Annotated in this window: 26 protein-coding genes; 20 read left to right on the top strand and 6 right to left on the bottom strand. The window is 68.4% G+C overall.

Annotation, left to right across the window (positions count from 1 at the left end; translation table 11 throughout):
• The first annotated feature begins 2 nt into the window (after positions 1 to 2).
• Entirely contained in the window at positions 3 to 722 is a 720-nt protein-coding gene (locus DM194_RS26045; RefSeq protein ID WP_111070543.1) for a hypothetical protein, read from the top strand.
• A 260-nt stretch (positions 723 to 982) separates the two neighbouring features.
• Here DM194_RS26045 and DM194_RS26040 read toward each other — a convergent pair whose 3' ends face one another.
• Positions 983 to 1,450 (bottom strand): hypothetical protein, encoded by a 468-nt coding sequence (locus tag DM194_RS26040; protein ID WP_111070542.1) that lies wholly within the window; start codon positions 1,448 to 1,450, stop codon positions 983 to 985.
• A gap of 498 nt (positions 1,451 to 1,948) precedes the next feature.
• On the opposite strand from DM194_RS26040, the gene DM194_RS26035 reads away from it, so the two are divergent.
• The 7 genes from DM194_RS26035 (at position 1,949) to DM194_RS26005 (ending at position 7,470) form a co-directional block, all read left to right on the top strand.
• A complete protein-coding gene (locus DM194_RS26035; protein WP_246024636.1) occupies positions 1,949 to 2,653 on the top strand; it encodes a winged helix-turn-helix domain-containing protein in 705 nt (234 codons plus the stop codon).
• 221 nt (positions 2,654 to 2,874) lie between these two features.
• Entirely contained in the window at positions 2,875 to 4,089 is a 1,215-nt protein-coding gene (locus tag DM194_RS26030; RefSeq protein WP_246024634.1) for a flagellin N-terminal helical domain-containing protein, read from the top strand.
• Positions 4,090 to 4,290: 201 nt separating this feature from the next.
• A complete protein-coding gene (gene flaF, locus DM194_RS26025; RefSeq protein WP_111070539.1) occupies positions 4,291 to 4,689 on the top strand; it encodes a flagellar biosynthesis regulator FlaF in 399 nt (132 codons plus the stop codon).
• On the top strand, positions 4,679 to 5,137 hold the full coding sequence (locus DM194_RS26020; RefSeq protein WP_111070538.1) for a flagellar biosynthesis repressor FlbT: 459 nt from the start codon (positions 4,679 to 4,681) through the stop codon (positions 5,135 to 5,137). Before flaF ends, DM194_RS26020 begins: the two co-directional genes overlap by 11 nt.
• Positions 5,138 to 5,141: 4 nt before the next feature.
• Positions 5,142 to 5,522, top strand: a complete 381-nt coding sequence (locus DM194_RS26015; protein WP_111070537.1) for a hypothetical protein — start codon at positions 5,142 to 5,144, stop codon at positions 5,520 to 5,522.
• Complete coding sequence (locus DM194_RS26010) at positions 5,519 to 6,310, top strand: DUF1217 domain-containing protein (protein ID WP_111070536.1); 792 nt, start codon at positions 5,519 to 5,521, stop codon at positions 6,308 to 6,310. The genes DM194_RS26015 and DM194_RS26010 overlap by 4 nt, the downstream gene beginning before the upstream one ends.
• Before the next feature lie 35 nt (positions 6,311 to 6,345).
• Positions 6,346 to 7,470, top strand: a complete 1,125-nt coding sequence (locus DM194_RS26005; RefSeq protein WP_111070535.1) for a hypothetical protein — start codon at positions 6,346 to 6,348, stop codon at positions 7,468 to 7,470.
• Between the two features lie 10 nt (positions 7,471 to 7,480).
• Here DM194_RS26005 and DM194_RS26000 read toward each other — a convergent pair whose 3' ends face one another.
• From DM194_RS26000 to fliI, 3 genes are all read right to left on the bottom strand, one after another.
• Complete coding sequence (locus DM194_RS26000) at positions 7,481 to 7,909, bottom strand: YbaN family protein (protein ID WP_246024632.1); 429 nt, start codon at positions 7,907 to 7,909, stop codon at positions 7,481 to 7,483.
• An 88-nt stretch (positions 7,910 to 7,997) separates the two neighbouring features.
• Entirely contained in the window at positions 7,998 to 8,630 is a 633-nt protein-coding gene (locus DM194_RS25995) for a hypothetical protein (protein ID WP_111070534.1), read from the bottom strand.
• Entirely contained in the window at positions 8,627 to 9,970 is a 1,344-nt protein-coding gene (gene fliI, locus DM194_RS25990; protein WP_111070533.1) for a flagellar protein export ATPase FliI, read from the bottom strand. The genes DM194_RS25995 and fliI overlap by 4 nt, the downstream gene beginning before the upstream one ends.
• A gap of 126 nt (positions 9,971 to 10,096) precedes the next feature.
• On the opposite strand from fliI, the gene DM194_RS25985 reads away from it, so the two are divergent.
• The 11 genes from DM194_RS25985 to thiD all read left to right on the top strand — a co-directional run bounded on the left by DM194_RS25985 (position 10,097) and on the right by thiD (position 20,229).
• Positions 10,097 to 10,489: a flagellar biosynthesis protein FlgG gene (locus DM194_RS25985; protein ID WP_111070532.1), complete on the top strand. Its 393-nt coding sequence runs from the start codon at positions 10,097 to 10,099 to the stop codon at positions 10,487 to 10,489.
• A gap of 150 nt (positions 10,490 to 10,639) precedes the next feature.
• A complete protein-coding gene (gene flgC / locus DM194_RS25980) occupies positions 10,640 to 11,056 on the top strand; it encodes a flagellar basal body rod protein FlgC (protein ID WP_111070651.1) in 417 nt (138 codons plus the stop codon).
• Between the two features lie 11 nt (positions 11,057 to 11,067).
• A complete protein-coding gene (gene fliE, locus DM194_RS25975; RefSeq protein WP_111070531.1) occupies positions 11,068 to 11,427 on the top strand; it encodes a flagellar hook-basal body complex protein FliE in 360 nt (119 codons plus the stop codon).
• Positions 11,428 to 11,470: 43 nt separating this feature from the next.
• Positions 11,471 to 11,737, top strand: coding sequence for a flagellar biosynthesis protein FliQ (gene fliQ / locus DM194_RS25970; protein ID WP_111070530.1), 267 nt, complete (start codon positions 11,471 to 11,473; stop codon positions 11,735 to 11,737).
• A gap of 38 nt (positions 11,738 to 11,775) precedes the next feature.
• Positions 11,776 to 12,543, top strand: coding sequence for a lysozyme family protein (locus tag DM194_RS25965; RefSeq protein WP_246024630.1), 768 nt, complete (start codon positions 11,776 to 11,778; stop codon positions 12,541 to 12,543).
• Positions 12,544 to 12,638: 95 nt separating this feature from the next.
• Positions 12,639 to 14,732, top strand: coding sequence for a flagellar biosynthesis protein FlhA (flhA, locus tag DM194_RS25960; RefSeq protein ID WP_111070528.1), 2,094 nt, complete (start codon positions 12,639 to 12,641; stop codon positions 14,730 to 14,732).
• Between the two features lie 16 nt (positions 14,733 to 14,748).
• Positions 14,749 to 15,507, top strand: coding sequence for a flagellar biosynthetic protein FliR (locus tag DM194_RS25955; RefSeq protein WP_111070527.1), 759 nt, complete (start codon positions 14,749 to 14,751; stop codon positions 15,505 to 15,507).
• A gap of 3 nt (positions 15,508 to 15,510) precedes the next feature.
• Entirely contained in the window at positions 15,511 to 16,590 is a 1,080-nt protein-coding gene (locus DM194_RS25950; protein ID WP_111070526.1) for an EscU/YscU/HrcU family type III secretion system export apparatus switch protein, read from the top strand.
• Positions 16,591 to 16,735: 145 nt separating this feature from the next.
• Complete coding sequence (folP, locus tag DM194_RS25945) at positions 16,736 to 17,902, top strand: dihydropteroate synthase (RefSeq protein ID WP_111070525.1); 1,167 nt, start codon at positions 16,736 to 16,738, stop codon at positions 17,900 to 17,902.
• 141 nt (positions 17,903 to 18,043) lie between these two features.
• Positions 18,044 to 19,417 (top strand): phosphoglucosamine mutase, encoded by a 1,374-nt coding sequence (glmM, locus tag DM194_RS25940; protein WP_111070524.1) that lies wholly within the window; start codon positions 18,044 to 18,046, stop codon positions 19,415 to 19,417.
• Positions 19,414 to 20,229: a bifunctional hydroxymethylpyrimidine kinase/phosphomethylpyrimidine kinase gene (gene thiD / locus DM194_RS25935; protein WP_111070523.1), complete on the top strand. Its 816-nt coding sequence runs from the start codon at positions 19,414 to 19,416 to the stop codon at positions 20,227 to 20,229. The genes glmM and thiD overlap by 4 nt, the downstream gene beginning before the upstream one ends.
• Before the next feature lie 81 nt (positions 20,230 to 20,310).
• Here the strand turns inward: thiD and DM194_RS25930 are convergent, their stop codons facing one another.
• Positions 20,311 to 21,177 (bottom strand): 3-hydroxybutyryl-CoA dehydrogenase, encoded by an 867-nt coding sequence (locus DM194_RS25930; RefSeq protein WP_176581515.1) that lies wholly within the window; start codon positions 21,175 to 21,177, stop codon positions 20,311 to 20,313.
• 743 nt (positions 21,178 to 21,920) lie between these two features.
• On the opposite strand from DM194_RS25930, the gene DM194_RS28525 reads away from it, so the two are divergent.
• Positions 21,921 to 24,476 (top strand): ABC transporter permease, encoded by a 2,556-nt coding sequence (locus DM194_RS28525; protein WP_111070522.1) that lies wholly within the window; start codon positions 21,921 to 21,923, stop codon positions 24,474 to 24,476.
• 124 nt (positions 24,477 to 24,600) lie between these two features.
• Here DM194_RS28525 and DM194_RS25915 read toward each other — a convergent pair whose 3' ends face one another.
• Entirely contained in the window at positions 24,601 to 25,137 is a 537-nt protein-coding gene (locus DM194_RS25915) for a DUF6790 family protein (RefSeq protein WP_162630186.1), read from the bottom strand.
• Positions 25,138 to 25,423: the final 286 nt, after the last annotated feature.

Below are 25,423 nucleotides of genomic sequence, written 5' to 3'. Positions count from 1 at the left end.
GAATGGCCGGGCAAGACCTGGTTCCCCGGCAGGTTCCGCCGCCCGACCTGTTGGCGTCGCGCTTCGCTGGACCGCCGGCGGTCATGCCGGCCGTGTCGGGCGATGCCGGCGATGGGGACGACGTGGGGCCGCTGGTGCGGCGGCTGCTCGACCTGCTCGACACACTGGCACCGGTCGAGGCGGCGCTGGCGCGTGGATGCCTGCCGCGCTGCGACTCGACCTTCGGCGCCGGGCTCGCCCTGTTCCTGGCGGCGACGGCGGGCGGCTGCCGCGACTGGATCGGCGCGGATGCTGCGGACGAACTTTCGGACCTCGACGGCGGATTGCTGATCGACGAGTGCGAGCGGGCGCTGGCCGCGCGTTTCCAGCCCGTCGAGGGGCGTGTGTGGCGGCTGTCGCGCGTGCCGCTGCTGGACGGTGACGGCGGGTTGCTCTGCGCCGTCGGAATCGAGGACGGGCCGTCCGACCGCGTCACCCTGGTGCTTCAGGCCCGGCCGCAGCGGCTGGGACCGGTGCAGCTGATGGCGACGCTGGGCGGCCGCCGGCTGGACGTGACCCTGCGGCTGGCGGCCTGCCTGCCGTCGTCGGCGCTGGCCGATTTGCATGAGACCTTCAGCGCCGCCCTGGCCGATTGCCGGATCGACGGCGCGCTGACCGTCGGGCCGCTGGCCGACGCCTGGTTGGGCCTGGACCGGCCGCTTTCGTCCGATCTGGCGCTTTGATACCGCCGAACGAAAGTTCTGATTTACGTTCGGCGGTAAGGGCCGCGACTGCGGCCCCGCAGGCCCCTTGCCTGCGAGGGCAAGCGGCCGGACGGCCGCGCCCGCCGTTCGAGGGTGAGGATAAAGCCTGATGGGTCAGGCTTTGCGCTCGATTAAATGACATGCGCTGAAGCCCTGTTCCCGGCAGGGAATGGGCTTCGGCTTGGTGCCGTGCCGATCCTGTACAAGGCATGTGCCTTTATCGGCAAACCCACGCCGAATCAGATCTCCGCCGGCGGCCTGACCAGGGTCGGACCGGCCTGTACCGGTGCGGGAATCACCCCCGGCAGGGATAGCGGCGGCGGCAGCGCTTGCAGAGAGGCGCGGGCGGCCTCGCGCAGCGGGGTGAAGCCGTCTTCCGGGAAGTGGCGGATCAGCGTCTGGTAGGACGCGCGCGCCACCTCCGGACAGCCCAGGATGCGGAACTGGTCGCCCTGGCGCAGCAAGGCCACGGCCTCGTCGGTCCTCGAATGGCCGGCGATGGAGGACGCCGCCGCATACCACCGGCCATAGGCAGACCACAGGTCGCGCACGGATTCGCCGTCGCACTGGCCGGCGGTGATCGCTTTTTCAAGGGCTTGCCGGTAATCGCTGTCGGGCGCCTGCGACAATTGCGCGCAGCCCGCGAGGACCGACAGGCAAGCAGCGGCTGCGGCCGCCGGAATGACGGACGCCTTCGTTCCGGACATGAAACCTCCTCAAACGCGGTGCTCGGCGACCGTATGGCAACACGGTTAAACCAACGTTCATATTTTTAAGCACCGGTTTGCTGCTTCTTCACGAGCGTTAACCATAGATAGCGAATGAATTAATGATTGCCTGTGGCGAGAACTGCGAAAGCCGGTAGAAAATCGAAGTAAAGCCGGGGATGAATAAAAATTGATCCGGTATTTAGGCGTATGAAACCCTTAAAACGGCGTAAAACCTCGCCATAGGCTATGTCTATCCGGTTACCTCATTTTGTTGACACATCGCCTTTCGATAGGTTCTTTTGGGGCTGTGATAAGCATGTGACACGAACGCAATTGCGTAAAAATCAATGCTTTATCTGCGCTTGCTCGACAATGGAGAATCCAATGCAGGCTTTGCTGATTGAGCCAGCCAATCTGATTGCCGACGCTATCGGTAAGCAACTTGCCCTGTGCAAGGTTAACCATGACCGTGTGGACCTGAACGGTTTGCGCGAAATGGTTGAAGGACATGGCTCCATCGAGATCGCACACGACGCCATCATCATCGGCGATGTCGGCGATCCCGAAGCCTGCGTGGCGATGCTCCGCGCCCGCAACGTCACCGCCGCGATCATCTGCCTGATCGAGCGCCGTTGTGCCAACACCACCGCCGGCATCCTGCGGGCCGGTGCGGACGACGTTCTGGTGAAGCCGGTGGTCAGCACCGAGATCCGTGCCCGGCTGGAGGCGATCCGCCGCCGATCCTACGGGCTGACCAGCAATGCGGTGTCGGTCGGCCGCCTGACCGTCTTCCTCGATGGCCGTGACCCGGAGGTGGACGGTGAGCGCCTCCGCCTCAGCCAGCGGGAACACGCGATCCTGTCGGTGCTCGCCCTCAACCACCGCCGCGTGGTGTCGAAGGAGCATATCTACGAGGAGGTCTACGGCCTGTCCGGCTCCGACCCGCTCGACAAGGTGATCGACGTCTACATTTGCAAGCTGCGCAAGAAGATCGATACGGCGACCGGCGGCGGCCGCTACATCGAGACGGTCTATGGCCGCGGCTACAAGTTCGAGGCGCCGCCCGATCATGTCGCTCCCGACCAGGCCAAGCCGATGCTGGACCGCTGGACGAGCGCCGTCGGCGGGCTGGCTTCGCCCCGCGTGCCCTTCATTCCGCCGGTGTCGCGGCGCGACGCGGCCCGTGCGGTCGGGCGCTGATCGGGCCACCGATCGCGTCCCGATGCTCCGGCTTTCCGCCCGCATCTGAAGCCTCCGATTTTTTACCCCGGCTTAAACCGCCTCCGTCATCCTGATTTTGCCGCTCGCGCCCCCGCACACTGATCGGGAAGGCCGGCGCGAACGGCCCCGGCGTCAGAAAGGCGCCATGCATCTCACGAATGGAGATACCCATGGCCTCGATTATGACGAATACCTCCGCCATGACCGCGCTGCAGACCCTGCGTCGCGTGACCGGGGATCTGGAGACCACGCAGGACCGCATCTCGACCGGTCTGAAGGTCAACAACGCCAAGGACAACGCCGCCTACTGGTCGATCGCCACGACCATGAAGGCCGACGTCGCCGGCTTCAAGGCGGTCAAGGAGTCGCTGGAGCTGGGGTCCGGCACCACCAACACCGCGTCGGTGGCCTCCAAGAACATCGTCGAGAACCTGCAGACGCTGAAGGCCCGCGTCATCGCCGGCCAGACCAACGGCGTCGACAAGACCCTCATCCAGAACGACGTCGACCAGCTGGTCAAGCTGATCAAGGGCGCCGCCGCCGATGCCTCCTTCAACGGCGACAACCTGCTGAAGGTCAGCTACTCCAACGACGGCACGGCCAAGGACAAGGACGTCTCGATCCTGGCCTCGCTGAGCCGCAGCGACAGCACGGTCGACCCGAGCTACATCGAATTCCAGCGCCAGGACATGCGCGTGGAATCGATCGTCGGCAAGGCCACGATCGAGCAGCAGATCGACTCGACCAATGACCTGAAGGCCTCGGTCGACATCAAGCTCGGCGCCGACGGCGACACCTTCATCGACGGCCAGAACCTGGGCCTCGGCAACCTGACGCTGACGGTCACCAAGGAAGACGGCAGCAAGGTCGACGTGTCGGTCGATCTGTCGGCGCAGAACTACGACACCGATCTGGCCACCACCCAGGGCAACATCGAGACGGCCGTCAACGCCGCGCTGACCACGGCCGGCGCCGACTTCCAGGTCGCCTTCAACGGCGACACGCTGGAGTTCACCGACCAGGACGTGAACTCCGACGGCAACTTCACCGCCCAGATCTCCGGTCTGTGGGTCGGCTCGAAGGAAAGCGACGCCTTCGGCGGCCTCGCCGATCTGACCCAGATCGACGTGGTCAACAACTCCCGCAAGTCGCTGGAAGTCATCAACTCGCTGCTCGACAGCGCCATCGGCAAGGCGTCGGTGATCGGCTCGATCGAGAACCGCGTTTCGGTTCAGAACGACTTCGTGTCGAAGCTGACCGACTCGATGAACAAGGGCATCGGCGCGCTGGTCGATGCCGACATGAACGAGGAATCGAGCCGCCTGCAGGCCCTCCAGGTCCAGCAGCAGCTCGCCATCCAGGCTCTGTCGATCGCCAACCAGGGTCCGCAGAACATCCTGTCGCTGTTCCGCTAAGTCCCTGATGGGCGGCGTCATCGTCCGAGTGCCCGGACGGTGGCGCCGCCCCGTCGGCCATGCCCGTTCATGCCGCCCGTTGCGATACGGAGCGGGCATCGCCGACGGCCGGCCTGTCGCCGGCTTCCCAACCGTCAATCAAGACCCACCGAAACCGGTCCGGCTTCCCGCCGTCAAGGATCCCACCGCAGGGGTGCGCCCATGAGCATCGCCGCCTACCACCAGACCATCGCCGAGTGCGACGATCCGCGAAAGATCGAATACCGGGTGTTCCTGCGGATCACTCTGGCGTTGGAGAACAACCGCAATGCCGACTGGCGCTGTGCCGAGCTGAAGGACGCGCTGTGGCGGAATATGGAGTTGTGGAACGCGCTGCGCGCCGATCTGCTGGAGGACGGCAACGCCCTGCCCGAAGCGCTGCGCGCCGGGCTGGTCTCGCTGTCCTTCGCGGTGAACCGCAACACCCAGCGCGTCCTGCGCGGGGAAGGCGGCATCGATCTGCTGATCCACATCAACCGGTCGGTCATGCAGGGCCTGCAGGGCGCCGCCCAGCAGCCGGCGCGGGAGCTGGCCACGGAGGAACTGTCCTATGGCGCTTAAGCTCCGCCTCAAGCCGTGCGAGCGGGTGGTCATCAACGGCTGCGTCGTGCAGAACGAGAATCGCCGCTACACCCTGACCATCTCCAATTTCGCGCAGATCATCCGCGGCAGCGATATCCTGCAGGAAGAGGATGCGGTGACCCCGGTACGCCGCGCCTATTTCCTGATCCAGAGCATGCTGCTGGACCCGGCCACGGCCGCCGCCGGCAACGGTGCGGTGGCCGAGATGATGGCGCAGCTCTACACCACCTTCACCCGGCCCGACATCCAGGACCGCATCGCCGGCGCCATGGGCCATGTGGGCGAGCGCGACTATTACAAGGCGCTCGCCGCCCTGCGCCCGGTGATGGAGTATGAGGGGACGCTGCTGTCGGCGGCCAATGCGGCGCCGGCGCTTCCCATCCAGGCGGCCCAGGCGGCGCAGATCGGCCGTCACGCGGGAGGATGAGGCCATGACCACCCCCGTCGCCGGCGTGGCCGGCCCGAGCGGCGAACGCTCTCCCGCCAGCGCCGACATCATCGCCGAGGCCCGCCAGCGGCAGGCCGACCGTCTGCGCGCCGCCCAGGCCGAGACGACCAAGCCGGCGGAGGTGGTGGAGCGCAGCGCGAAGACCGACGGCACGGAGGCGGAGCCCAAGCATGCGGCCCGTCCCTACCGGGTCAACCTCGATCCCGACACGAGCCGGCTCTACACCGAGGTGCTCGATACCGCGACGGGGGACGTGATCATGCGCATCCCCGCCAACTACGGCGCGGAAACCGACGCCGCCGACGAGGATCCGGCCGTTCCGCGCGACGGCACCGGTACCGGCATCGCAGAGGTGAAGGCATGACCACCCTCGCAGACTTCCGCCTCGTCAGCCGCAACCACGACCGCTACGAACAGGCGGTGCGCAGCCGCCCGGCGGTGCAGCGGGCCGTCTCCTATTTCCAGGAGAACATCGGCAAGGTCTCCAGCACCGAAGAGTTGATGAAGGACGACAAGCTCTACCGCTTCGTCCTGGAGGCGTTCGACCTGGGCAGCCAGGCGAAGTCGCGCGGCCTGATCCGCAAGGTGCTGGAAGAGGGGGTGAGCGACCAGTACTCCACCGCCAACCGGATGAGCGACACCAAGTTCAAGGAGATGGCGACGATCCTCGGATTCGCCGAGAACGGCGGCGCCAATCTGAAGCAGCCGGCCGTCGTCCAGGCGATCATCGACCGCTACGTCAACGTGACGCTGGAGGTCGAATCCGAGACCACAAACCCGGCGGTCCGCCTCGGCCTCTATTTCCAGCGGCGGTCGGGGAACATCAACAACTGGTATCAGGTGATGGCCGACAATGCCCTGCGCAAGGTGGTCTACACCGCGCTGGGACTGCCGGACCAGACGGCGCTGCTGGACGTGGACAAGCAGAAGGCGTTGCTGGAAAAGCGGATGGACATCGCCGACCTGAAGGATCCGCAGAAGGTCGCCAAGTTCCTCGACCGCTTCGCCGCGATGTACGACATGCAGAACGGCGGGACCGCCGCAGCCGCGTCCATGCCGTCGATCGGCCCGATCTCCCGCAGCGGGCGCGCGTCGATCATCTCCATCGATCCATCCATCACCATGACGCTGATGAGATTCCCGCGCTTCTGACAAGCCCGCGGGGCTCGGCAGCGGGGAGAGCAACCTTGCCGCCAGCCGGCACGCTACAGTACAGACCGGGGCGGGAGCGCATCCGGCCGCCGGCCACCACCGGAGCGGCGGCGCCGCGGCTGAAGCCGCCGGCCTCCTGGCAGGAGGACGAGGCGCGCGATGCGCTGCACATCCTGCCGCTGTCGATCCTGCCGCTGGAAACGCCGGGCCTGCGCCGCGCCCGGCTGATCAAGAATGTCCGTCTGGAGACGGTGGCGGAGCTGTTCAACGACGCCCAGACCGGCAGCGGCCAGATCGGCATCAACCAGCTTCCCAAATGCTTCGGCATCGACGATCCGCAGTTCCGCCGCGACCTGCGCAAGATCGCTCAGATCGCCGAAGCCGCCAGCTTCGACGTCTACAGCCTGCGCCTGGAGCTGCGCCGGCTGAACATCGACGTGGAGGATTCCGACGCCCTGCGGCTGTCGCAGGCCAAGCGGTCGGAGCTGACCAGCTACATGCGCGTCTTCACCCGGCCGCTGATCGAGCATGTCTATGGCATCCAATCGCCCGTCGGCGAAGCGGAGATCGCCAGCATGGACGAGCTGATCCGCCTGTTCGCCCAGCCCGACGTGGAGGAGGCGCGGCGCCGGCTGCAGATGACCGCCGACCGGCTCGACATCCCGCTTCAGGAAATTCCGGCCTTCCTGGAGGACTATGCCGACATCTTCCTGTCGCTGGCCTATTTCAAGCGCTGCCTGGACGACATCGTGCCCGACGTGCAGGGTTTCCTCGGCTGGATGGCGGAGCTCTATCAGGTCAGCGAGGTGCGCCGCGACACCCGCCAAAGCCGGATGCTGGACGAGATCGGCCGCGACCTGACCGACATCGCCACCTCCATCACCGGGCGGTTCGAGAGCTTCGACAACCGCTCCCGCGATTTCTGGCACGACATCAACCCGCACAGCTTCCGCAGCATCCGCGACCTGATCGTCACCCACCACCTGACGATCGGCGGGGTTCTGTGCGGGCTGGCGGTGAAGATGAACCTGTGGAAGCACCGCTTCTCCCGCGGCGGCGGCCCGGTCCGCAGGCTGGAGTTCATCCGGTCCGAAATCCTGCCCGGCCTGGCCCACATCAAGACCATCGAGCAGGCGTCCCGCAACAATATGGGACGGTGAGCGGCCGGGCTCAGCTCTTGTCGTCGGCGGAGGGGACCGGCCGCGAGACCACGTAGGTGCCGGCCGCCACCATGACCATCCCGACGCCGCCGAGCACCAGATAGCTCGGCGAGGACAGGGCGAGCACGGTGAAGCCGGACGACATGCCGGCGACGGCGAAGACCTTGGCCTTGACCGGGATGGCGCCGCGGTCCTGCCAGTTCCGCACGGCTTGGCCGAAGCGGGGATCGTTGCGCAGCCGCTCGCGCAGGGCCGGGTTGCCGCGGGAATAGGCCCAGCCGGCCACCAGCAGGAAGGGGACCGTGGGCAGGACCGGCAGGAATGCGCCGGCCGTGGCGAGACCAACTGCGGAATGGCCGATCAGCAGCCAGAGCCAGCGCCGTCCGCGCTGCGCGCCGGCGGTGTCTGCCCCACCACGATCCTCGCCGTCGTCCGCCACCTGAACACCCACGAACTGGAGCCGGCGGGAATCGTAGCATGCCTGTCGGTCGCCGCTCCAGGGTATCAAGATCGAGGCGCGAAGCGCGTCACCCCGTCTTGCGGAGCGTCCCCGGCGCGCCGGCGTTGGCGGTCGCCTCCAGGCTGTAGAGCTTCGCCAGCAGTTGCGGCGCCGGGCGATCGGCGGCTGGGACGGCGAGGGCCGCCGCCGCGGTTTCCGTGGCCGGAGACTTGCGCCGCAGGGCTTCCGCCAGGGCCTGGGGGGAGGGCAGGGCCGGGTCGGCGCCGCTCCCGTCCGCGTCGCCGGCACCGGCGTTCATCCAGGGCAGCGATCCGACCGCCTTGCCGTCCGCCGCGGCGGGGGCGCCGCCGCCGTCATCCTCCAGCAGGCTGCCGATATGGCCGAGCACGCTGTCGCCCGTCACCTCCTCGAACGCCACCATGGCGGCGCTGCCGATCAGGCCGGGCAGGCCGCCGAACAGGAAGCCGCCGGCCAGCCGGGCCGGGATCGAGATGGTCTCTCCCGTCGCCTCGCGATAGACCGACGACACCACCGGCAACTGCTGCAGCGGGTTGACCGCGTCCACCAGATCGTCGAAGCCGAGACTCATCCTGTCGGCCGTAGTTTCCCGCGGCTCGGCGGCGGTTTTGCGCTGTGCCGTGGGCGGGGTGACGGCCTGGGCGGCCAGCCTCCTGTCGGCGGGCGGGGTGTTGACGCTCATGATTGGGCTCCGATGGCGGCGAGCAGCGCGTCCAGATGCGCGAAGCTGTCGGCGGAAGGGGAGGGATCGTCCTTGCCCTGGCGCAGGAACTCCTCCAGCCGCGGGTTCAGGTCGATGGCGGCGTCGGTTTCCGGATCGGTGCCGCGCTTGTAGGCGCCGAGCCGGATCATCTCCCTCATGCCGTCATAGGTGGCGGCAAGCGCGCGGGCGCGGCCGACGATGCGGTTCTCCCGCGCGTCGTGGCAGCCGGGCAGGGTGCGCGATACGCTGCGCAGCAGGTTGACGGCGGGATAGCGCCCCTGTTCGGCGATCTTGCGGTCGAGCACCAGATGTCCGTCGAGGATGCCGCGCACCGCGTCGGCGATGGGCTCGTCGTGGTCGTCGCCGTCGACCAGGACGGTGAAGATGGAGGTGATGTCGCCCTCTCCGCCTCCTTCCGGTCCGGGACCGGCGCGCTCCAGCAGGCGGGGCAGTTCGGCGAAGACGCTGGGCGGATAGCTCTTGGCGGTCGGCGGTTCCCCGGCGGCCAGCCCGATCTCGCGCTGGGCCATGGCGAAGCGGGTGACGCTGTCCATCAGGCAAAGCACGTGCTTGCCCTGGTCGCGCATCTCCTCCGCCACCGTCATGCAGAGCAGGGCGGCCTGCCGGCGCATCAGCGGGGGCTCGTCGGAGGTGGCGACGATGACGACGGAACGCGCCAGCCCCTCCGGCCCCAGATCGTCCTGGATGAACTCGCGCACCTCGCGCCCGCGCTCGCCGATCAGGCCGATGACGATGGCGTCTGCCTCGGCATGGCGGGCGACCATCGCCAGCAGGGTGGATTTGCCGACGCCGGACCCGGCGAAGACGCCCAGCCGCTGGCCGCGGCACAGCGGCACGAAGCTGTCGATCACCCGGATGCCGCTGTCCAGCCGCTTCCCCACCCGGCGGCGGGCGCAGGCGGCCGGCGGCGGCTGGCGCAGGGACCGAGGGTGCTCGCCATTGACCAGGGGGCCCTTGCCGTCGATCGGCTCGCCCAGCGCATTGACCACCCGGCCGAGCCAGCCGGGACCGGGGCGGAGGGTGAAGGCGGTGTCGTCGGTGATGGCGGCGCAGCCTTCGGCCACGCCGTCCAGATTGTCGAAGGCCATCAGCAGCGAGCGGCCGTTGCGGAATCCGACGGTCTCGCACAGCACCCGGCCGCCGCGCACGGTTTCCGCATGGCATTTGTCGCCGACCGACAGCACGCGCTGCAGTCCGTCGACCTCCAGCGTCATGCCGGCGGCGGAGCGGATTTCCCCGCGCCAGTGGCGCGTCGGCAGCCGTTCGAGTTCCGCCGCCAGTGTGGCGAGTGCCGGCATCGGCGCTGTCTCCATCATGTCCGTCGATGAAGGCAGCCTAGAGCAGGGAATTTAAATCCGGTTTTAAACGGGCGCGTTCATCGTCCGGCCCAGTGTTCCGGCCAGATGAGATGGAACGAGGTCGCAATGGATTTAGGTAAAATCGGTTTCTTTCAGCTTGCCGGCACGCGCATGGACTATCTGGCGCAGCGGCAGAAGCTGGTCGCCGAGAATGTCGTGAACGCCAACACGCCCGACTACCAGGCGCGTGACCTGAAATCCTTCGACAGCGTGATGGAGGGCATCCGGCCGGTGGAGACCGTCCGCACCTCCGGCCTGCATCTGGCGGGCGGGCGCTCCACCGCCGGCTTCCGCGAGGCGGGCAAGGCGGGGCTGTGGGAAACGACGCCCTCCGGCAACGCCGTGTCGCTGGAGCAGGAGATGATCAAGGGCAGCGAGACCCGCGACGCCTTCGCGCTGACCACCGGCCTGTTCCAGCGCAATGTGCAGATGCTGCGCATGGCCTGGCGAAACGGCTAAAGCGGATTGCAATCCGCTTTGGACCGCGACGGCGGCCCCGGCCGCTCATGCGGCCGAAGCCAGACCGGCGAATGAGGTCGTATGAAGCTAAAGCGAATGCAAATTCGCTTTAGGGGCGGCTGACGGTATTCGAGACGGAGACGAGCCATGATGAACGACGCCCTCGGCACCACGCTGAAGATCGCCGGTGCCGGCCTGCAGGCGCAATCGACCCGGCTGCGCGTGGTTGCCGAAAACCTCGCCAACGCCGATTCCACCGCCACCACCAAGGGCGGCGACCCCTACCGCCGCAAGACCGTTTCCTTCGACAGCGTGATGGACCGCAGCGTCGGCGCGGAACTGGTGCAGGTCAAGCAGATCGGCCGCGACCGCAGCGACTTCAAGCTCGAATACGATCCCTCGCATCCGGCGGCGGACGACAAGGGCTACGTCAAGAAGCCGAACGTCCAGTCGCTGATCGAGATGATGGACATGCGGGAGGCCGGCCGCGCCTTCGAGGCCAGCATGAACGTCATCGAACAGTCGCGCGCGATGATGACCCGCGTCGTCGACCTGCTGCGCAGCTGAGGAGCCTTTCCATGATCGAGATGTCCGTCGGCCGCGTCGCCGCCGCCTATGCCGCCAACCGCAGCCCCTTCACCGCGGGCCTCGCTGAAACGCAGACGGCGGCCTCGCCGCTGTCCGCCGCCAACCGGACCGGAGCGGTGGCGCCCAGCGCCGAAAGCGACTTCGGCGGCTTCCTCGACAAGTCGATCTCGCAGGCGGTCGAGACGCTGAAGGAGAGCGAGCGCGTCTCGCTGGCCGCCGTTTCGGGGAAGGCGAGCGCGCAGGAGGTGGTCCGCTCGGTCCTGGCCGCGGAGATGACGGTGCAGAGCGTCGTCGCCATCCGCGACAAGATGGTCCAGGCTTATCAGGAGATCATGCGGATCGCGGTTTGAGGGGCAACGTGCCGCCACCTCTCCACAGGATAAGGACCGTCCCATGAACCAGGCCGACGTGCTGGAGGTGCTGCGCAGCGGCATCTGGACGACGCTGCTGATCGCCGCGCCGCCGCTGATCATCGCGGTGGTGGTGGGCGTGACGATCTCGCTGGTCCAGGCGCTGACCCAGGTGCAGGAAATGACGCTGACCTTCGTGCCGAAGATCGTCGCGATCCTGATGGTGACGGTGCTGGCGCTGCCCTTCATGTACGGCGCGCTCGCCACCTACGCCGACCGGCTGAGCGACCTCATCGTCGCCATCGACTGACGCGCGCAGTGACGCCCATGGCGATGCGGCGCCCCCCGTTGCGAGCGGTCATCCCCCTTCTCGTCCTGCTCGTAAGTCCGGCCGGCGGTGCGGCGGCGCCGCCGGCCAACAACTCGCAGATCGGGGTGTGGAGCACCGCGCTCTATGCCGCGCCGAAGCTGCCGGCCCAACCCGCTCCCCAGGCGTCGCGCAAGACGCTGCCGCCGGAAGCCCAGTGCATCGCCGCCATCCTGGATGCGGAGAAGGCGGCCGGCATCACCGACCATCTGCTGCTGGCGATGGGCTTCACCGAATCCGGGCGGCGGACGGAGGACCGGCTGTTCACCGCCTGGCCCTGGACGGTCAACACCGAAGGGCGTTCCCACTATTTCCCGACGCGGGACGACGCCATCGCCTTCGTGCGCGCGGCGCAGGCGCGCGGCGTGCGCTCCATCGACGTCGGCTGCCTGCAGGTCAACCTGCGTTGGCACCCCGACGCCTTCCCCGATCTGGTCACCGCCTTCGATCCGGTCGCCAACGCGCGCTATGCCGCCTCCTTCCTGTCGGCGCTGCGGCGCGACCACGGCTCGCTGGAAAGCGCCATAGCCCGCTACCACTCGTCCCAGTCGGAACGCGGCGAAGCCTATCGCCAGCGGGTGAGCGGCAACCTGCGCTGGGTCGCCGGGGCTCTCGGCTATCTGGAGACGCTGGCGGCCGGGCCGGGCGGCGGCGGCGCCACCTTCACCGCGGCGGAGCGCGGGCGCCTGAGCTTCCTCTCCGGCCTGTTCGCCGACGGTCCGGCCCGGCCGCTGCTGCCGAACCAGTGACCGGCGGGCTGCCCACGGCGGTTTAAATCCCGGTTTTACCGCGCGCGCCTATCGTTGCCGGAACGCCCCTCCTCCACAAACCTGTCGGGACCTCCATGACCCTCACGGATCACGTCCGCAGCCGGTTCGGCCTGATCGGCGACATCGGCCTGGCGAACCGCGACGTGCTGTTCGCGGTCGGCATCCTGCTGGTGCTCGCGGTGCTGTTCCTGCCGGTGCCGTCCTGGTTCCTCGATCTCGGGCTGGCGCTGTCGATCTCGGTCGCGGTGCTGGTGCTGATGGTGTCCCTGTGGATTCCGCGGCCGCTGGACTTCTCGTCCTTCCCCACCGTCCTGCTGGTGGTGACGATGCTGCGGTTGGCGCTGAACATCGCGTCCACCCGGCTGATCCTCAGCGAGGGGCACAACGGCCACGCCGCCGCCGGCCACGTCATCCAGGGCTTCAGCCAGTTCGTGATGGGCGGCAACTTCGTCATCGGCGTGGTGATCTTCTGCATCCTGGTGGTGATCAACTTCGTGGTCATCACCAAGGGCGCCACCCGCATCGCCGAGGTCGGCGCCCGCTTCACGCTGGACGCCATTCCCGGCAAGCAGATGGCGATCGACGCGGATCTCTCCGCCGGCATGATCGACGAGGCCGAGGCGCGGCGTCGCCGCAAGGAGCTGGAGGACGAAAGCACCTTCTACGGCGCCATGGACGGCGCCTCGAAATTCGTGCGCGGCGATGCGGTGGCCGGGCTGATCATCACCATCATCAACGTGCTGGGCGGCATGGCAATCGGCATCGCCCAGAAGGGGATGAGCTTCGAGAACGCCGCCTCGATCTACACCTCCCTGACGGTGGGCGACGGGCTGGCGACGCAGATCCCGGCGCTGGTGGTGTCGCTGGCCGCGGGCCTGCTGGTGACCAAGGGCGGCAACGTCGGCTCCGCCGAAAAGGCGGTGATCGACCAGATGGGCGCCTATCCGAAGGCGCTGATGGTGGCGTCCGGCCTGCTGGTGGCGCTGGCGGTGATGCCGGGACTGCCGTTGGCGCCCTTCCTCGTCATGGGATTGGCCTTCGCCGCGCTCGGCTGGTACGCGCCGCGCCGCAAGGCCCGCGCCGCGGCGCTCGCCAAGCTGGAGGAAAGCCGCAAGGCGCCGCCCGCCGTCCCCGAGGAGGCGGTGGAGGACATGCTGAAGGTCGACGAGGTGAAAGTGGAGGTCGGCAACCACCTCGTCCCGCTGATCCTCAACAAGAACGGCCCGCTGACCACCAAGGTGAAGACGCTGCGCAAGCGTTTCGCCACCGAATTCGGCTTCGTCCTGCCGTCGGTGCGCATCAAGGATTCCAGCTTCCTGCCGCCCAAGAGCTACGTCATCAGCATCATGGGGGTGGAGGCGGCGAAGGGGGAGGTGCGGCCCAAGCACCTGCTGGCCATCGACCCCACCGGCGGCGCCGTGCCCGACATCGCCGGCGACGCCACGCGCGAGCCGACCTTCGGCCTGCAGGCCAAATGGATCGACCCCTCCCGCCACGAGGAGGCGGTGGCGAAGGGCTACACCGTCGTCGATCCGGAAAGCGTCATCACCACCCACCTGACCGAGGTCATCAAGGACAACCTGTCCACCCTGCTGACCTTCGCCGCCTTGCAGAAGCTGATCGACGGGCTGGGGCGCGAGTACCAGAAGCTGGTCAACGACATGGTGCCGAGCCAGATCTCGCTGGTCGTGCTCCAGCGCGTGCTGCAGCAGCTGCTGTCGGAACGGGTGTCGATCCGCAACCTGCCGGCCATCATCGAGGCGGTGGCGGAGGCGGTCGGCTGGACCCGCCACATCACCCTCATCACCGAACATGTGCGGATGCGGCTGGGCCAGCAGATCCACCAGGGTCTGGCCGGGCCGGACGGCTTCGTGTCGGTGATCGCGCTCAGCCCGCGCTGGGAGCAGGCCCTGCTCGACCACATCGTGGTGGAGGGCGACGACCGCCGCTTCGTCATGCCGCCCAGCCAGGTGCAGGAATTCCTGACCGCGGTGCGGCTGAAGATCCAGAAGCACGCCACGTCCCAGGTCTGGCCCGCCCTGCTGGTGGGGGCGGAGGTGCGCCCCTTCGTCCGTTCCCTGCTGGAGCGGGTCAGCCCGATGACGCCGGTGCTGAGCCATGCCGAACTGCACCGCAAGGCGTCGCTCAAGACCGTCGATCAGGTCTAGCCCGATGGATGGCTCCATGGATGGCTTGAGCCAGTTCCTCACCCTGGAGATCTACCGCGGCCTTCTCGTGCTGGCGCGGGTGGCGGCGGCCATCGGGCTGCTGCCGGGCTTCGGCGAGGCGGCGGTGCCGATGCGGGTGCGTGCGGCGCTGGCGGTCATCGTCACGCTGGTGCTGCTGCCGGGGGTGGAGGGCCTGCCGGAGCGGATGCCGGACCAGCCGGTGGAGATGCTGCGGGCGCTGGCCGGGGAATCGCTGGTCGGCGCCTATCTGGGGCTCGGCGCGCGGCTGTTCATGGCGGCCCTGCAGACCGCCGGCGCCCTGGCGGCGCAGGTGGTGGGGCTGAGCAACCCGTTCGCCATGGAGGCGGCGGGGTTCGAGGGCGGGTCGGTGCTGTCGGGCGTGCTGCTGATCGGCGGGCTGGCGCTGCTGTTCGCGTCAGACGTGCATTACCTGATGATCGGCGCGCTGGCCCGCTCCTACGGCTCCTGGCCGGCGGGGGTGCTTCCTGACCTCGGCATGGTCGCCCAGCGCTTCGCCGAGCTGCTGGCGGCGACCTTCCGGCTGGGGGTGGGGCTGGCGGCTCCCTTCATCCTCTACGGGCTGGTGATGAATGCGGCGCTGGGGCTGGTCAACCGGGTGATGCCGGCGATGCCCGTCTACTTCGTCGCCACGCCGGGCATGCTGATGGCGGGGCTGGCCCTGTTCATGCTGACCGCCGGCGCGATGCTGACCGCCTTCGTCGCCGCGCTCGGCGGCTGGCTGTCGGGATCCTGACGCATGTCGGAGCAGGACCAGGAGCAGAAGACAGAGGAACCGACAGAGAAGCGCCTGCGCGAGGCGGCGGAGAAGGGCGACGTTCCCCGCGCCCGCGACGTCGGCCTGCTGTCCGCCATGATCGCGGCCTGGATGATCGTGCTGATGGCGGCGGCGCCCATGGCGTCGCAGCTGTCGTCGCTGCTGCTGCCGCTGATCGAGAACCCCGACAACATCCGCATCGACGGCAGCGCCGTCGACGTCATCCACAGCCTGCATTGGCTGGTCGTCGGCGGTGCCGTGGCTCTGCTGCCGGTGCTGGGCATCCTGCTGGGCGGGGTGGTGCTCTCTGCGCTTGGGCAGGGGCCGTTTCTGTTCGCATCCGACCGCATCCGGCCGAAATGGTCGCACCTGTCGCCCGCCTCCGGCTGGAAGCGGATCGCCGGGCGGCCGGCTCTGATCGAATTCGTCAAGAGCCTGGTTAAGCTCGGCATCATCAGCGCCGCGGCCTGGTACGCGCTGGCGCCCTACATCGCATGGACGGAGGATACTGTGGGCATGGACGTCGCCGGATTGCCCGTGCTGCTGCGGGACGTGACCTTGCGGCTGCTGCTGGCGGTCCTGCTGGCGACCGTCCTGATGGCGGTGGTGGACGTGTTGTGGAACCGCCTGGAATGGCGCCGCCGCCTGCGCATGAGCCACCAGGAGATCAAGGACGAGTTCAAGCAGATCGAGGGCGATCCCCACGCCAAGGCCCGCCTGCGCGACATCCGCCGCTCGCGCTCCAAGAAGCGGATGATGGCGAACGTCCCGCGGGCGACGGTGGTCATCACCAATCCCACCCATTTCGCCGTGGCCCTGGAATACGAGCGAGGCCGCACCGCCGCCCCCATCTGCCTGGCCAAGGGCGCCGACCTGATCGCGCTGCGCATCCGCGCGCTGGCCCAGGAGCACGGCATTCCCATCGTCGAGAACCCGCCGCTCGCCCGTGCCCTCCACGCCTCGGCCGAGGTCGACGCCGCCATCCCGCTCCAGCACTATCAGGCGGTGGCGGAGGTCATCACCTATGTGCTGAAGCTGAAGGGGGGTCTGGCGCGGCGGTAAGGGCCGCGACTGCGGCCCCGCAGGCCCGTGCCTGCAAAGGCAAGCGGCCGGACGGCCGCGCCCGCCTTATGCCATCCCCTTGCCATCGCACCGGGCGCGTGCCAGGAACGGTGTCGCCAGTTCGTGACGTGATGGGGGACCCCCGATGCCGCCGCTTTCCGCCAAGCCCGCTCCTAAAACCGCCCCCAAATCCGCCCCCAAATCCGCTGCCGGTTCGCTGGCCGGCTTCTGCCCCTGGGCGGGGGAGGAGGGAGTGCGGGTCTATCTGCGGCCGGTCGGCTTGATGCCCATCGCCGCCTGGGCCAAGGGGGCGGCGGTGCCGCTTGCCGGCGGGCGCTTCGCCTTCTCCACCGCCGAGCTGATCGTCCGCGACCGGTCTGCCCGCATCGACCGTGCCTTCGCGCCGCTGTCGGAGATCATGGCCTGGGGCTGGGAGCGGTCGCGCGCCGTGGCGGAGGCGCTGGACCGCCAGCTCGGCGCCCTGACCCGCGCCCGTGCGCCCTTCGCCGGGCTGGCGCTCGACCGGCCGCTCATCATGGGCATCGTCAACGTCACGCCGGACAGCTTCTCCGACGGCGGCGACTTCCTCGATCCCGCCGCCGCAATCGCCCATGGCGAGGCGATGCTGGCCGCAGGCGCCGACATCCTGGACATCGGCGGCGAATCCACCCGCCCCGGCGCCGCCCCGGTCCCGCCGGAGGAGGAGGAGCGGCGCGTCCTGCCGGTCATCCGCCATTTCGCCGCCAAGGGAGCCGCCGTCTCGGTCGATACCCGCCACGCCAGCGTGATGGAGTCCGCCGCCGCGGCCGGCGCCCGCATCGTCAACGACATCGCCGGGCTGTCCGATCCGAACGCCCTGCCGGTCGTCTCGCGCAGCGGCACGCCGGTGGTGGTGATGCACATGCAGGGCGAGCCCGGCACCATGCAGGCCAATCCGACCTACCGCGACGCGGCGCTGGACGTGTTCGACTGGCTGGAGGAGCGGATCGCCCGCTGCGTCGCGGCCGGCGTGCCGGCGGAGCGCATCACCGTCGATCCCGGCATCGGCTTCGGCAAGCGGACGGAGCACAATCTGGAGATCCTGCGCCACACCGCGCTGTACCATGCGCTGGGCTGCGCGGTGCTGATCGGGCTGTCGCGCAAGGGCTTCATCGGCCGCCTGTCGCGTGAGGAGCCGCCGAAGGAGCGGTTGGCCGGCTCGCTCGCCGCCGGGCTGGAGACGCTGAATCAGGGCGCGCAGATCCTGCGGGTCCACGACGTGGCGGAAACGGCGCAGGCCCGCGCCCTTTGGGAAGGGCTGCATCCCCGCTGATCCGGCCCTTACCCCTTTCGCGCGGATGCCGAAGGGAGCTTGACCCGGCTGGGCTGCCGCGCGAAGAAACATCCTTCGCTTGTCATTTCCGGCGCCCGATCCGACATGCGGGCGTGGAGACGGTTCCTGCACGAGGTTTTCATGACGCGACACCTGTTCGGCACCGACGGCATCCGTGGCACTGCCAATATCGACCCGATGACCGCCGAAACGGCTCTGCGCGTGGCGATGGCGACCGCGCTGCAGTTCCGCCGCGGCGACCACCGGCACCGGGTGGTGATCGGCAAGGACACCCGTCTGTCCGGCTATCTGCTGGAACCGGCGCTGACCGCCGGCTTCATCTCGATGGGGATGGACGTGGTGCTGGTCGGCCCGCTGCCGACCCCGGCGGTCGCCATGCTGACCCGCTCGCTCCGGGCCGACATGGGCGTCGTGATCTCCGCCTCGCACAACCCGTACCAGGACAACGGCATCAAGCTGTTCGGCCCCGACGGCTACAAGCTGTCGGACGAGGTCGAGGCCGCCATCGAGGCGCGCATGGCGCTGCCCTTCGGCCCCGAACTTGCCGGCCCCGCCGACCTCGGCCGCGCCAGCCGGCTGGACGATGCCACCGGCCGCTACATCGAATATGTGAAGAACACCTTCCCGCGCGGCCTGCGGCTGGACGGGCTGAAGATCGTCGTCGATTGCGCCAACGGCGCCGCCTATAGGGTCGCGCCCAAGGTGCTGTACGAACTGGGGGCCGACGTGATCCCGGTCGGCGTCAATCCCGACGGCACCAACATCAACAAGGGCTGCGGCGCCACGGCCACCCAGACCCTGCAGGAGCAGGTGGTCGCCCACGGCGCCCATCTGGGCGTCGCGCTGGACGGCGACGCCGACCGCCTGATCATGGTGGACGAGGCCGGCCGGCCCATCGACGGCGACCAGCTGATGAGCCTGATCGCCACCTCCTGGGCACGGTCGCAGACCCTGCGCGGCGGCGGCGTGGTCGCCACGGTGATGTCCAACCTGGGCATGGAGCGCCATCTCGGCGGGCTGGGCCTGCATCTGGCCCGCACGCCGGTGGGCGACCGCTATGTCGTCGAGATGATGCGCGAGCGCGGCTACAATGTCGGCGGCGAGCAGTCGGGGCATGTGGTGCTGTCCGACTATTCCACCACCGGCGACGGGCTGATCGCCGCGCTTCAGGTGCTGGCGGTGCTGATCCAGGCCGACGGCCGCTCGGCCAGCGAGGTCTGCCGCGTGTTCGATCCGGTGCCGCAGAAGCTGACCAACGTCCGCTTCGCCGCCGGAACCAAGCCGCTGGAGGACGCCGTCGTCCAGCAGGCGATCAGGGAGGGCGAGGCGCGGCTGGCGTCGAGCGGCCGCATCCTGATCCGCAAGTCCGGCACCGAACCGGTCATCCGCGTGATGGCGGAGGGCGACGACGAGGCGCTGGTCCATGGCGTCGTCGGCGACATCGCCGAGGCCATCCGCGCCAGCGCCGACCGCAGCCTGGAGGCCGCGCAATGAAGGGCGGTTCGGTGAAGGGCAGGGTTCTGATCGTCGCCGGCTCGGATTCCGGCGGCGGTGCCGGCATCCAGGCCGACATCAAGGCGGTCAGCGCGCTCGGCGCCTATGGGATGACCGCCATCGCCGCGCTGACGGCGCAGAACACCACCGGCGTCTATGGCGTGGTGCCGGTCGATCCGGCCTTCGTCGCCCTGCAGATGAAGGTGGTGCTGGAGGACATCGGCGCCGACGCCGTGAAGGTCGGCATGCTCGCCAACGCCCCCGTCATCGAGGCGGTGGCGACGGAGTATGAGGCCCGCGCGGTCAACGTGCCGCTGGTGCTGGATCCGGTGATGATCGCCAAGAGCGGCCATCACCTGCTCGACCCCGACGCCGTGGTGACGCTGCGCAAGCGCCTGCTGCCGCTGGCCGAGGTGGTGACGCCCAACCTGCCGGAGGCGGAGGCGCTGACCGACTTGCCGATCCGCGATCTGGACGACATGCGCCGCGCGGCGGAGCTGATTCTGAGCTTCGGTCCGAAATCGGTGCTGCTGAAGGGCGGACACCTGGAGGACGACAGCCTCTACGACCTGCTGCTGACGGTGGATGGCGAAACGGTGTTCGAGGGCCGGCGTGTCCACACCCCGCATACCCACGGCACCGGCTGCACCCTGTCCTCGGCGATCGCCGCGGGCCTGGCGCAGGGACTCTGCTCGCGCGACGCGGTGGCACGGGCGCGGAATTATGTGGAGAGGGCGATTTTGACCGCGCCGGGGCTGGGTCACGGCCATGGGCCGCTCAACCACCTGCACACGGTGGGGGAGTTTCAGTGAGGGGTCGTTAGGCTCCCACCCCACCCCAACCCTCCCCCGCCCAGCGGGGGAGGGTAGGCGGGGGGCTAACGGCCCCTCATCTCACTTGCTGTAGTCGTAGAAGCCGCGGCCGGTCTTGCGGCCGAGATAGCCGGCGTCGACCATTTCCTTCAGCAGCGGGGCCGGGCGGTACTTCGGATCGTTGAAGCCCTCATAGAAGACCTCCATCACCGACAGCATGGTGTCCAGACCGATCAGGTCGGCGAGCGCCAACGGGCCGATCGGGTGGTTGCAGCCCGCCTTCATGCCGGCGTCGATGTCCTCGGCCGTGGCGATGCCTTCCTGCAGCGCGAAGATCGCCTCATTGATCATCGGGCAGAGGATGCGGTTGACGGCGAAGCCCGGGCTGTTCTTGGCGGTGATCGGCGACTTTCCGACGCGCTTGGCGAAGGCCATCGCCTTGGCATGCGTGTCGTCGCTGGTCTGGATGCCGCGGATGATCTCCAGCAGCGCCATCAGCGGCACCGGGTTGAAGAAGTGCAGGCCGATGAAGCGATCCGGACGGTCGGTGGCCGTCGCCAGCTTGGTGATGGAGATCGACGAGGTGTTGGTGGCGACCAGCGCCTCCGGCTTCAGCGTCGCGCAGAGTTCCTTCAGGATCTTGACCTTCAGATCCTCGTTCTCGGTCGCGGCCTCGATCACCAGATCGCAGGAGGCCAGCTTCGACTTGTCGGTGGTGGCGGTGATGCGCGCCAGGGCCGCCTCGCGGTCGGCGGCGGTCATCTTCTCCTTCTTGACCAGACGGTCCAGGCTGCCGCCGACGGTCGACAGACCGCGCTGCACCGCTTCCTCGGAAATGTCGGTCATCACCACCGTCAGGCCGGCGACGGCGCAGACCTGGGCGATGCCGTTGCCCATCTGTCCGGCGCCGATGACGCCGATGGTCTCGATTCCCATGCTCTCGGCCATTGTTCCTTGTCCCTACTGGTTGGCATTGCGTTGGTTCGCAGGTGCAGCAAGTTCTACACGCTTTTCCGCTGCGCCGCGATGACTTGTCGTATGCGGCATGCGAAGCTTCCGGCCGGCGCGTCGTCCTGCCGCAGCCCGTCCCGATCGCCGATGCTCCCGGCTGCGCAGGCGGAAATCCTCCGCTCACGGGCCCGGTCCGAACGGTCAGGCCCAGGCTTTCCAACTGTTTGCGTGGCTAACTGACCATGGTGTGCCCCTTGCTCTTCTCCGGGGCGATTGCGGTGACGGGCCGCGGACCAAGCCCAGGGGAGTGACTCGATGCTTCGGACGGGCCTGCTTGCCGCCACCGCTTTCATCGCTGCCGCACTCGCCGCCCGGGCCGCCTCGGCTGCGGATCCGGTCCGACTCGGCACCCTGAAATTCGCCCGTTCCGGCGCAGTTTCCTCGCGGTAGGCTCTGCTGCGATATCCAGCACGCCGGCTGGCCGGCCTATTCCCGCGGGCTGACGCTGGATGATCTTGCCCCGGTTCGGTGGGCTCAGCCGTCACGCGTGATCCGGGCACCAAGCTCGCGTGTGGAGGCCCCCGGGTTCGCGACGGTTTCCCCCACCGACATCGTTATCGTCTGCATGGTGCCGCCGATCTGTGGCAAGGTCTTCTTTGGCGCCCCGTTTCGCAAGGAGCTTGAATGGGCGATGCAACTCGGAACGTGCTGACCGCCGTTCTTGGAGGGACCGGGGTCCCATGACAGTCGCGCTGACCTTCCTGCGCGTTGCGTCGAGGCTGGCGTGGCGGGATCTGCGGGGCGGAGTCGCCGGCCTGTGGATCGTTGTTCTGGGGATAGCGCTCGGTTCCGCCATGATGGCCGCCGTGGGATCCCTGAGCGGGGCCGTGCTCGATGGGATGCACGCGACCGCACGGGAGACCGTCGGCGGCGATCTGTCCCTGCGGCTGTTCCACGCTCCGGCAACACCGGAGCAGCGGGCATTCCTGGAGACGATGGGCATCGTCAGTGAAACGGCGGAGATGAGACCGGTCGCCCAAGCTGTCAGCAGTACCGCCGGCGGCAGTGACGCGCGGACCCTGGTCGAGTTGAAGGCGATCGATGGGAAATACCCTCTTGTCGGTTCGGCCTCCGTCTCCGGGGCCGCATCCCTCGGCGATGTCACCGCCCGCCGGGACGGACTCTGGGGCGCGGCGGTCTCCGCCGACCTTCTCGACCTGCTGACGCTGTCCGTTGGGGACAGGCTGCGGCTTGGAACGGCCGAAGTCGCGATCCGCGCCGTCCTGGAGCATGAGCCGGACCGGGCCTTCCGGGCCTTCTCCCTTGGTCCGCGCGTCGTCATCGATCGCCGGGCTCTGGCGGAAACCGGTCTTGCGGAGCCTGGAGCGCCGGTCTACTGGTATTACCGCGTGCTGCTGCCGGAGACCGCCCGGTCCGGCGCCGTCCTGCGCGACCTGGAGCGCCGCTTTCCCGATGCCGGGTGGCGGATCGTCGATGCCTCAGGCGGCATTCCGGGCGTCGACCGCACGGTCCAACTCGCCCGTACGCTGTTCCTTCTGGTGTCCCTGTCGATTCTGCTGATCGGCGGCGTGGGGGTCAGCCGGGCGCTGTCGGTTCACCTCGCCCGGCGGTTGCCGACCATCGCGGCGTTGAGGGCATTGGGCAGTTCGCCGCGCCTTCTCTTCACCGCCTTCCTGATGCAGACACTGGGCGTGGTCGCCATCGCGCTCCTGATCGGCACGGCGGGTGGAGCGGTTCTGGCCGCCGCAGCGGCGCGCGCGCTGCCGTTCGCCTGGATGCCGGAGACTGCCGGCGCCGTCCATCCGCCGGCGCTTCTGCTGTCCGCGGCGGTGGGATTCCTGGCGGCGCTCCTGTGTGCCCTGCCGCCGCTGGCGCGCGCGGTCGGAACCAGCCCCGCCGTGATCTGGCGGGGTCCGGCGGACAGACCGCGGCAACCGTTGGGATGGCGGACGCGCGGCGCCGTCGCCGTTCTCGGGCTTTCGCTTGCCGGTGTGCTCGCCGCGTGGACGGGCATGCCTTTCGCCGTTGCCGGGTTTCTCCTGGCCGCGGGGCTGGCCGCGGCCGGCTTCGCCGCCCTGGGGCATGGGATCGGGCTGGCGGCCCGCCGCCTGGCGCGCAACCGCCGGCCGGTGGTCCGTCTGGCCGTCGCTAACCTCGGGCGGCCGGGGGCGCCGACGGTCCCGGTCGCCGTTGCGCTGGGGGTCGGCCTTACCGTTATGGTGGCGGTCGGAGTGACCGGAACGTCGGCGGTCGAGCACGTCGAGGCGACGCTTCCGGCCAGGATGCCGTCCGTCATCTTCATGAACGTACCCTCGCACGACGATCGGCGCGTGCGCGAAGGCCTCTCCGTCCTGCCGGGCGTTCACCGGGTGGAAACGGCACCGTTCCTCCACGCCCGGATCAGCCGGGTCAACGGCGCCGCCATCACCGAGGCGGATGTTCCGCGTTCCGTGGCCTGGGCGGTGCGCGGCGACCGGGGCCTGTCCTGGCGTGACCGTCCCGCCGCGACGGACAGGATCGTGGCCGGCTCCTGGTGGCCTCCGGGCTACGGCGGTCCGCCGCTCGCGTCGGTGGACGCGCAGGTGGCCCGCAGGCTGGGATTGGCGGTGGGGGACACCATCACCCTGGCCCTGGCGAGCGGTCCGCTCACCGTGACGGTCGGCAATCTTCGGCAGGTCGACTGGTCGACGCTCGAATTGGATTTTCCGATCGTCCTGTCGCCCCCCGCCGAAGCGCCGCCGCACAGCCTCGTCGTTGCCGTCTGGTCCGGCGCGACTTCCGTGCCCGCTGCGGAGGCCGCCATGGCGGAGGTTTCCCCGCAGGCTCCCGCGGTGCGCGCGGCCGAGGTTCTGCGCCCGCTCCGCGCGACCATCGACCGGATCCGTCTGCTCTTGGACGGTCTGTCGGTCCTCGCCCTTTGCGGGGCCGCCATCGTCCTCCTGGGCGCCATCGCCAACAGCGTGAGGGTGAGGCTCCACGAGATGGCGATCCTGCATGTCCTCGGGGTTGGACGGCGCCCGATGGGACAGGCCATGGTTCTGGAATTCACCCTCCTGGGCGCTGCCGTCGCCGCCGTGGCGGTCCCCCTGGGCTGGCTTGGCGGAACGGCCGTGGTCGCCAGCGTCACCGATGCCAGCGGCATCCCAGGCGGCGCCTTCGCCGTGGCTGCGTTCCTGGCCACCATCCTTGCCATGGCGCTGGCCGGGGCCGTACTGGTCGCTGGCCTGCGCCGAAGCGGCGTGCTGCGGCATCTGCACGGCAGCGCCTTCGACTGATCGGCGCCGGAATTCCCGAAGGCCGGTTTGGTTGGGTCGCGCCGTCATGGCGACCCCCTGTGTTTGAGCGTGAAAGCGCGCTTCAGCCTCGGCGGGTGGAACGTATCCGATGAACTCGGGGATACTACCCGGCGCCTTGGCCCTCAGCGGGTTGCCGTGCGATCCCGCTACTCTCCGTCCGGGCCGAGCGCCGGGCCGTGAGGAGAAGCAGGACCAACAGGATCGGCCGGATGCAGGTGAGGGCAAGGAGAATGCCGGCGTTTCCGGGCGCGTGGTTGCCCGCGATCCAAATCTGATGAAAGTGGCCGTATGCCACGCCGATGTAGAACAGTGACGCATAGGTCACCGCCGCCGCCTTGAAATCGAGCGATCTCCGGAAGGAGAGCACTCCCATGACGCCCAACGCTATGTCGGCGATGCCGATCTCGAACTGAAAGGGGCTTGTCGTCCATCCGATGAACGCCGCGGCGCGCTCCGGGGCGAACACATGGAACAGCCCTGCCCAAAGGGCATCGACACCAACGGCGAGCAGCAACAGCCAGGACAAATACCCGTCCGGGGTTCGTTCGGACCGGCTGAAAGTTGGAATGATGATCGCCAGCAGGAAGGTGATCAAAGGAATGTGGGTCAGGACAAATCGTATCAAATCGGCGACGTCCATTTTGCCCTCCATGGAAGAGACGGCAAGTGGACGTTGAGCCGTTTCGCCCGTCCATTCCAATAGGCTATCGGAAATACCCCGATCTGGGCGCAGCCTGACCGTGATGAACGATCAGGCACCGTCACACCGCCATGTATGAGCGATCGATGAGGTGACGAAAGGAAGAGATCGGGCTTAAGCGGGCTCAGCTTTCCAGACACTTGAAGGCCGAGCGTGGGAGTCCACGTTGCCGCACACCGGATGCCGCATGACGCCACGCAGTGCCAAGGCGCCGACGCCGGGCATG

Source organism: Azospirillum ramasamyi, assembly GCF_003233655.1.
GTDB lineage: Bacteria > Pseudomonadota > Alphaproteobacteria > Azospirillales > Azospirillaceae > Azospirillum > Azospirillum ramasamyi.
This window is presented reverse-complemented; position numbering and strand designations above follow the sequence as displayed.

What these genes read in the sequence shown, in the direction of transcription:
- DM194_RS26045 (WP_111070543.1), top strand. Translation starts at nt 3, where the DNA reads ATGGCCGGGCAAGACCTGGTTCCCCGGCAGGTTCCGCCGCCCGACCTG.
- DM194_RS26040 (WP_111070542.1), bottom strand. Translation starts at nt 1,450, where the DNA reads ATGTCCGGAACGAAGGCGTCCGTCATTCCGGCGGCCGCAGCCGCTGCT.
- DM194_RS26035 (WP_246024636.1), top strand. Translation starts at nt 1,949, where the DNA reads ATGGTTGAAGGACATGGCTCCATCGAGATCGCACACGACGCCATCATC.
- DM194_RS26030 (WP_246024634.1), top strand. Translation starts at nt 2,875, where the DNA reads ATGACCGCGCTGCAGACCCTGCGTCGCGTGACCGGGGATCTGGAGACC.
- flaF (WP_111070539.1), top strand. Translation starts at nt 4,291, where the DNA reads ATGAGCATCGCCGCCTACCACCAGACCATCGCCGAGTGCGACGATCCG.
- DM194_RS26020 (WP_111070538.1), top strand. Translation starts at nt 4,679, where the DNA reads ATGGCGCTTAAGCTCCGCCTCAAGCCGTGCGAGCGGGTGGTCATCAAC.
- DM194_RS26015 (WP_111070537.1), top strand. Translation starts at nt 5,142, where the DNA reads ATGACCACCCCCGTCGCCGGCGTGGCCGGCCCGAGCGGCGAACGCTCT.
- DM194_RS26010 (WP_111070536.1), top strand. Translation starts at nt 5,519, where the DNA reads ATGACCACCCTCGCAGACTTCCGCCTCGTCAGCCGCAACCACGACCGC.
- DM194_RS25995 (WP_111070534.1), bottom strand. Translation starts at nt 8,630, where the DNA reads ATGAGCGTCAACACCCCGCCCGCCGACAGGAGGCTGGCCGCCCAGGCC.
- fliI (WP_111070533.1), bottom strand. Translation starts at nt 9,970, where the DNA reads ATGCCGGCACTCGCCACACTGGCGGCGGAACTCGAACGGCTGCCGACG.
- DM194_RS25985 (WP_111070532.1), top strand. Translation starts at nt 10,097, where the DNA reads ATGGATTTAGGTAAAATCGGTTTCTTTCAGCTTGCCGGCACGCGCATG.
- flgC (WP_111070651.1), top strand. Translation starts at nt 10,640, where the DNA reads ATGAACGACGCCCTCGGCACCACGCTGAAGATCGCCGGTGCCGGCCTG.
- fliE (WP_111070531.1), top strand. Translation starts at nt 11,068, where the DNA reads ATGATCGAGATGTCCGTCGGCCGCGTCGCCGCCGCCTATGCCGCCAAC.
- fliQ (WP_111070530.1), top strand. Translation starts at nt 11,471, where the DNA reads ATGAACCAGGCCGACGTGCTGGAGGTGCTGCGCAGCGGCATCTGGACG.
- flhA (WP_111070528.1), top strand. Translation starts at nt 12,639, where the DNA reads ATGACCCTCACGGATCACGTCCGCAGCCGGTTCGGCCTGATCGGCGAC.
- DM194_RS25955 (WP_111070527.1), top strand. Translation starts at nt 14,749, where the DNA reads ATGGATGGCTTGAGCCAGTTCCTCACCCTGGAGATCTACCGCGGCCTT.
- DM194_RS25950 (WP_111070526.1), top strand. Translation starts at nt 15,511, where the DNA reads ATGTCGGAGCAGGACCAGGAGCAGAAGACAGAGGAACCGACAGAGAAG.
- folP (WP_111070525.1), top strand. Translation starts at nt 16,736, where the DNA reads ATGCCGCCGCTTTCCGCCAAGCCCGCTCCTAAAACCGCCCCCAAATCC.
- glmM (WP_111070524.1), top strand. Translation starts at nt 18,044, where the DNA reads ATGACGCGACACCTGTTCGGCACCGACGGCATCCGTGGCACTGCCAAT.
- thiD (WP_111070523.1), top strand. Translation starts at nt 19,414, where the DNA reads ATGAAGGGCGGTTCGGTGAAGGGCAGGGTTCTGATCGTCGCCGGCTCG.
- DM194_RS25930 (WP_176581515.1), bottom strand. Translation starts at nt 21,177, where the DNA reads ATGGCCGAGAGCATGGGAATCGAGACCATCGGCGTCATCGGCGCCGGA.
- DM194_RS28525 (WP_111070522.1), top strand. Translation starts at nt 21,921, where the DNA reads ATGACAGTCGCGCTGACCTTCCTGCGCGTTGCGTCGAGGCTGGCGTGG.
- DM194_RS25915 (WP_162630186.1), bottom strand. Translation starts at nt 25,137, where the DNA reads ATGGACGTCGCCGATTTGATACGATTTGTCCTGACCCACATTCCTTTG.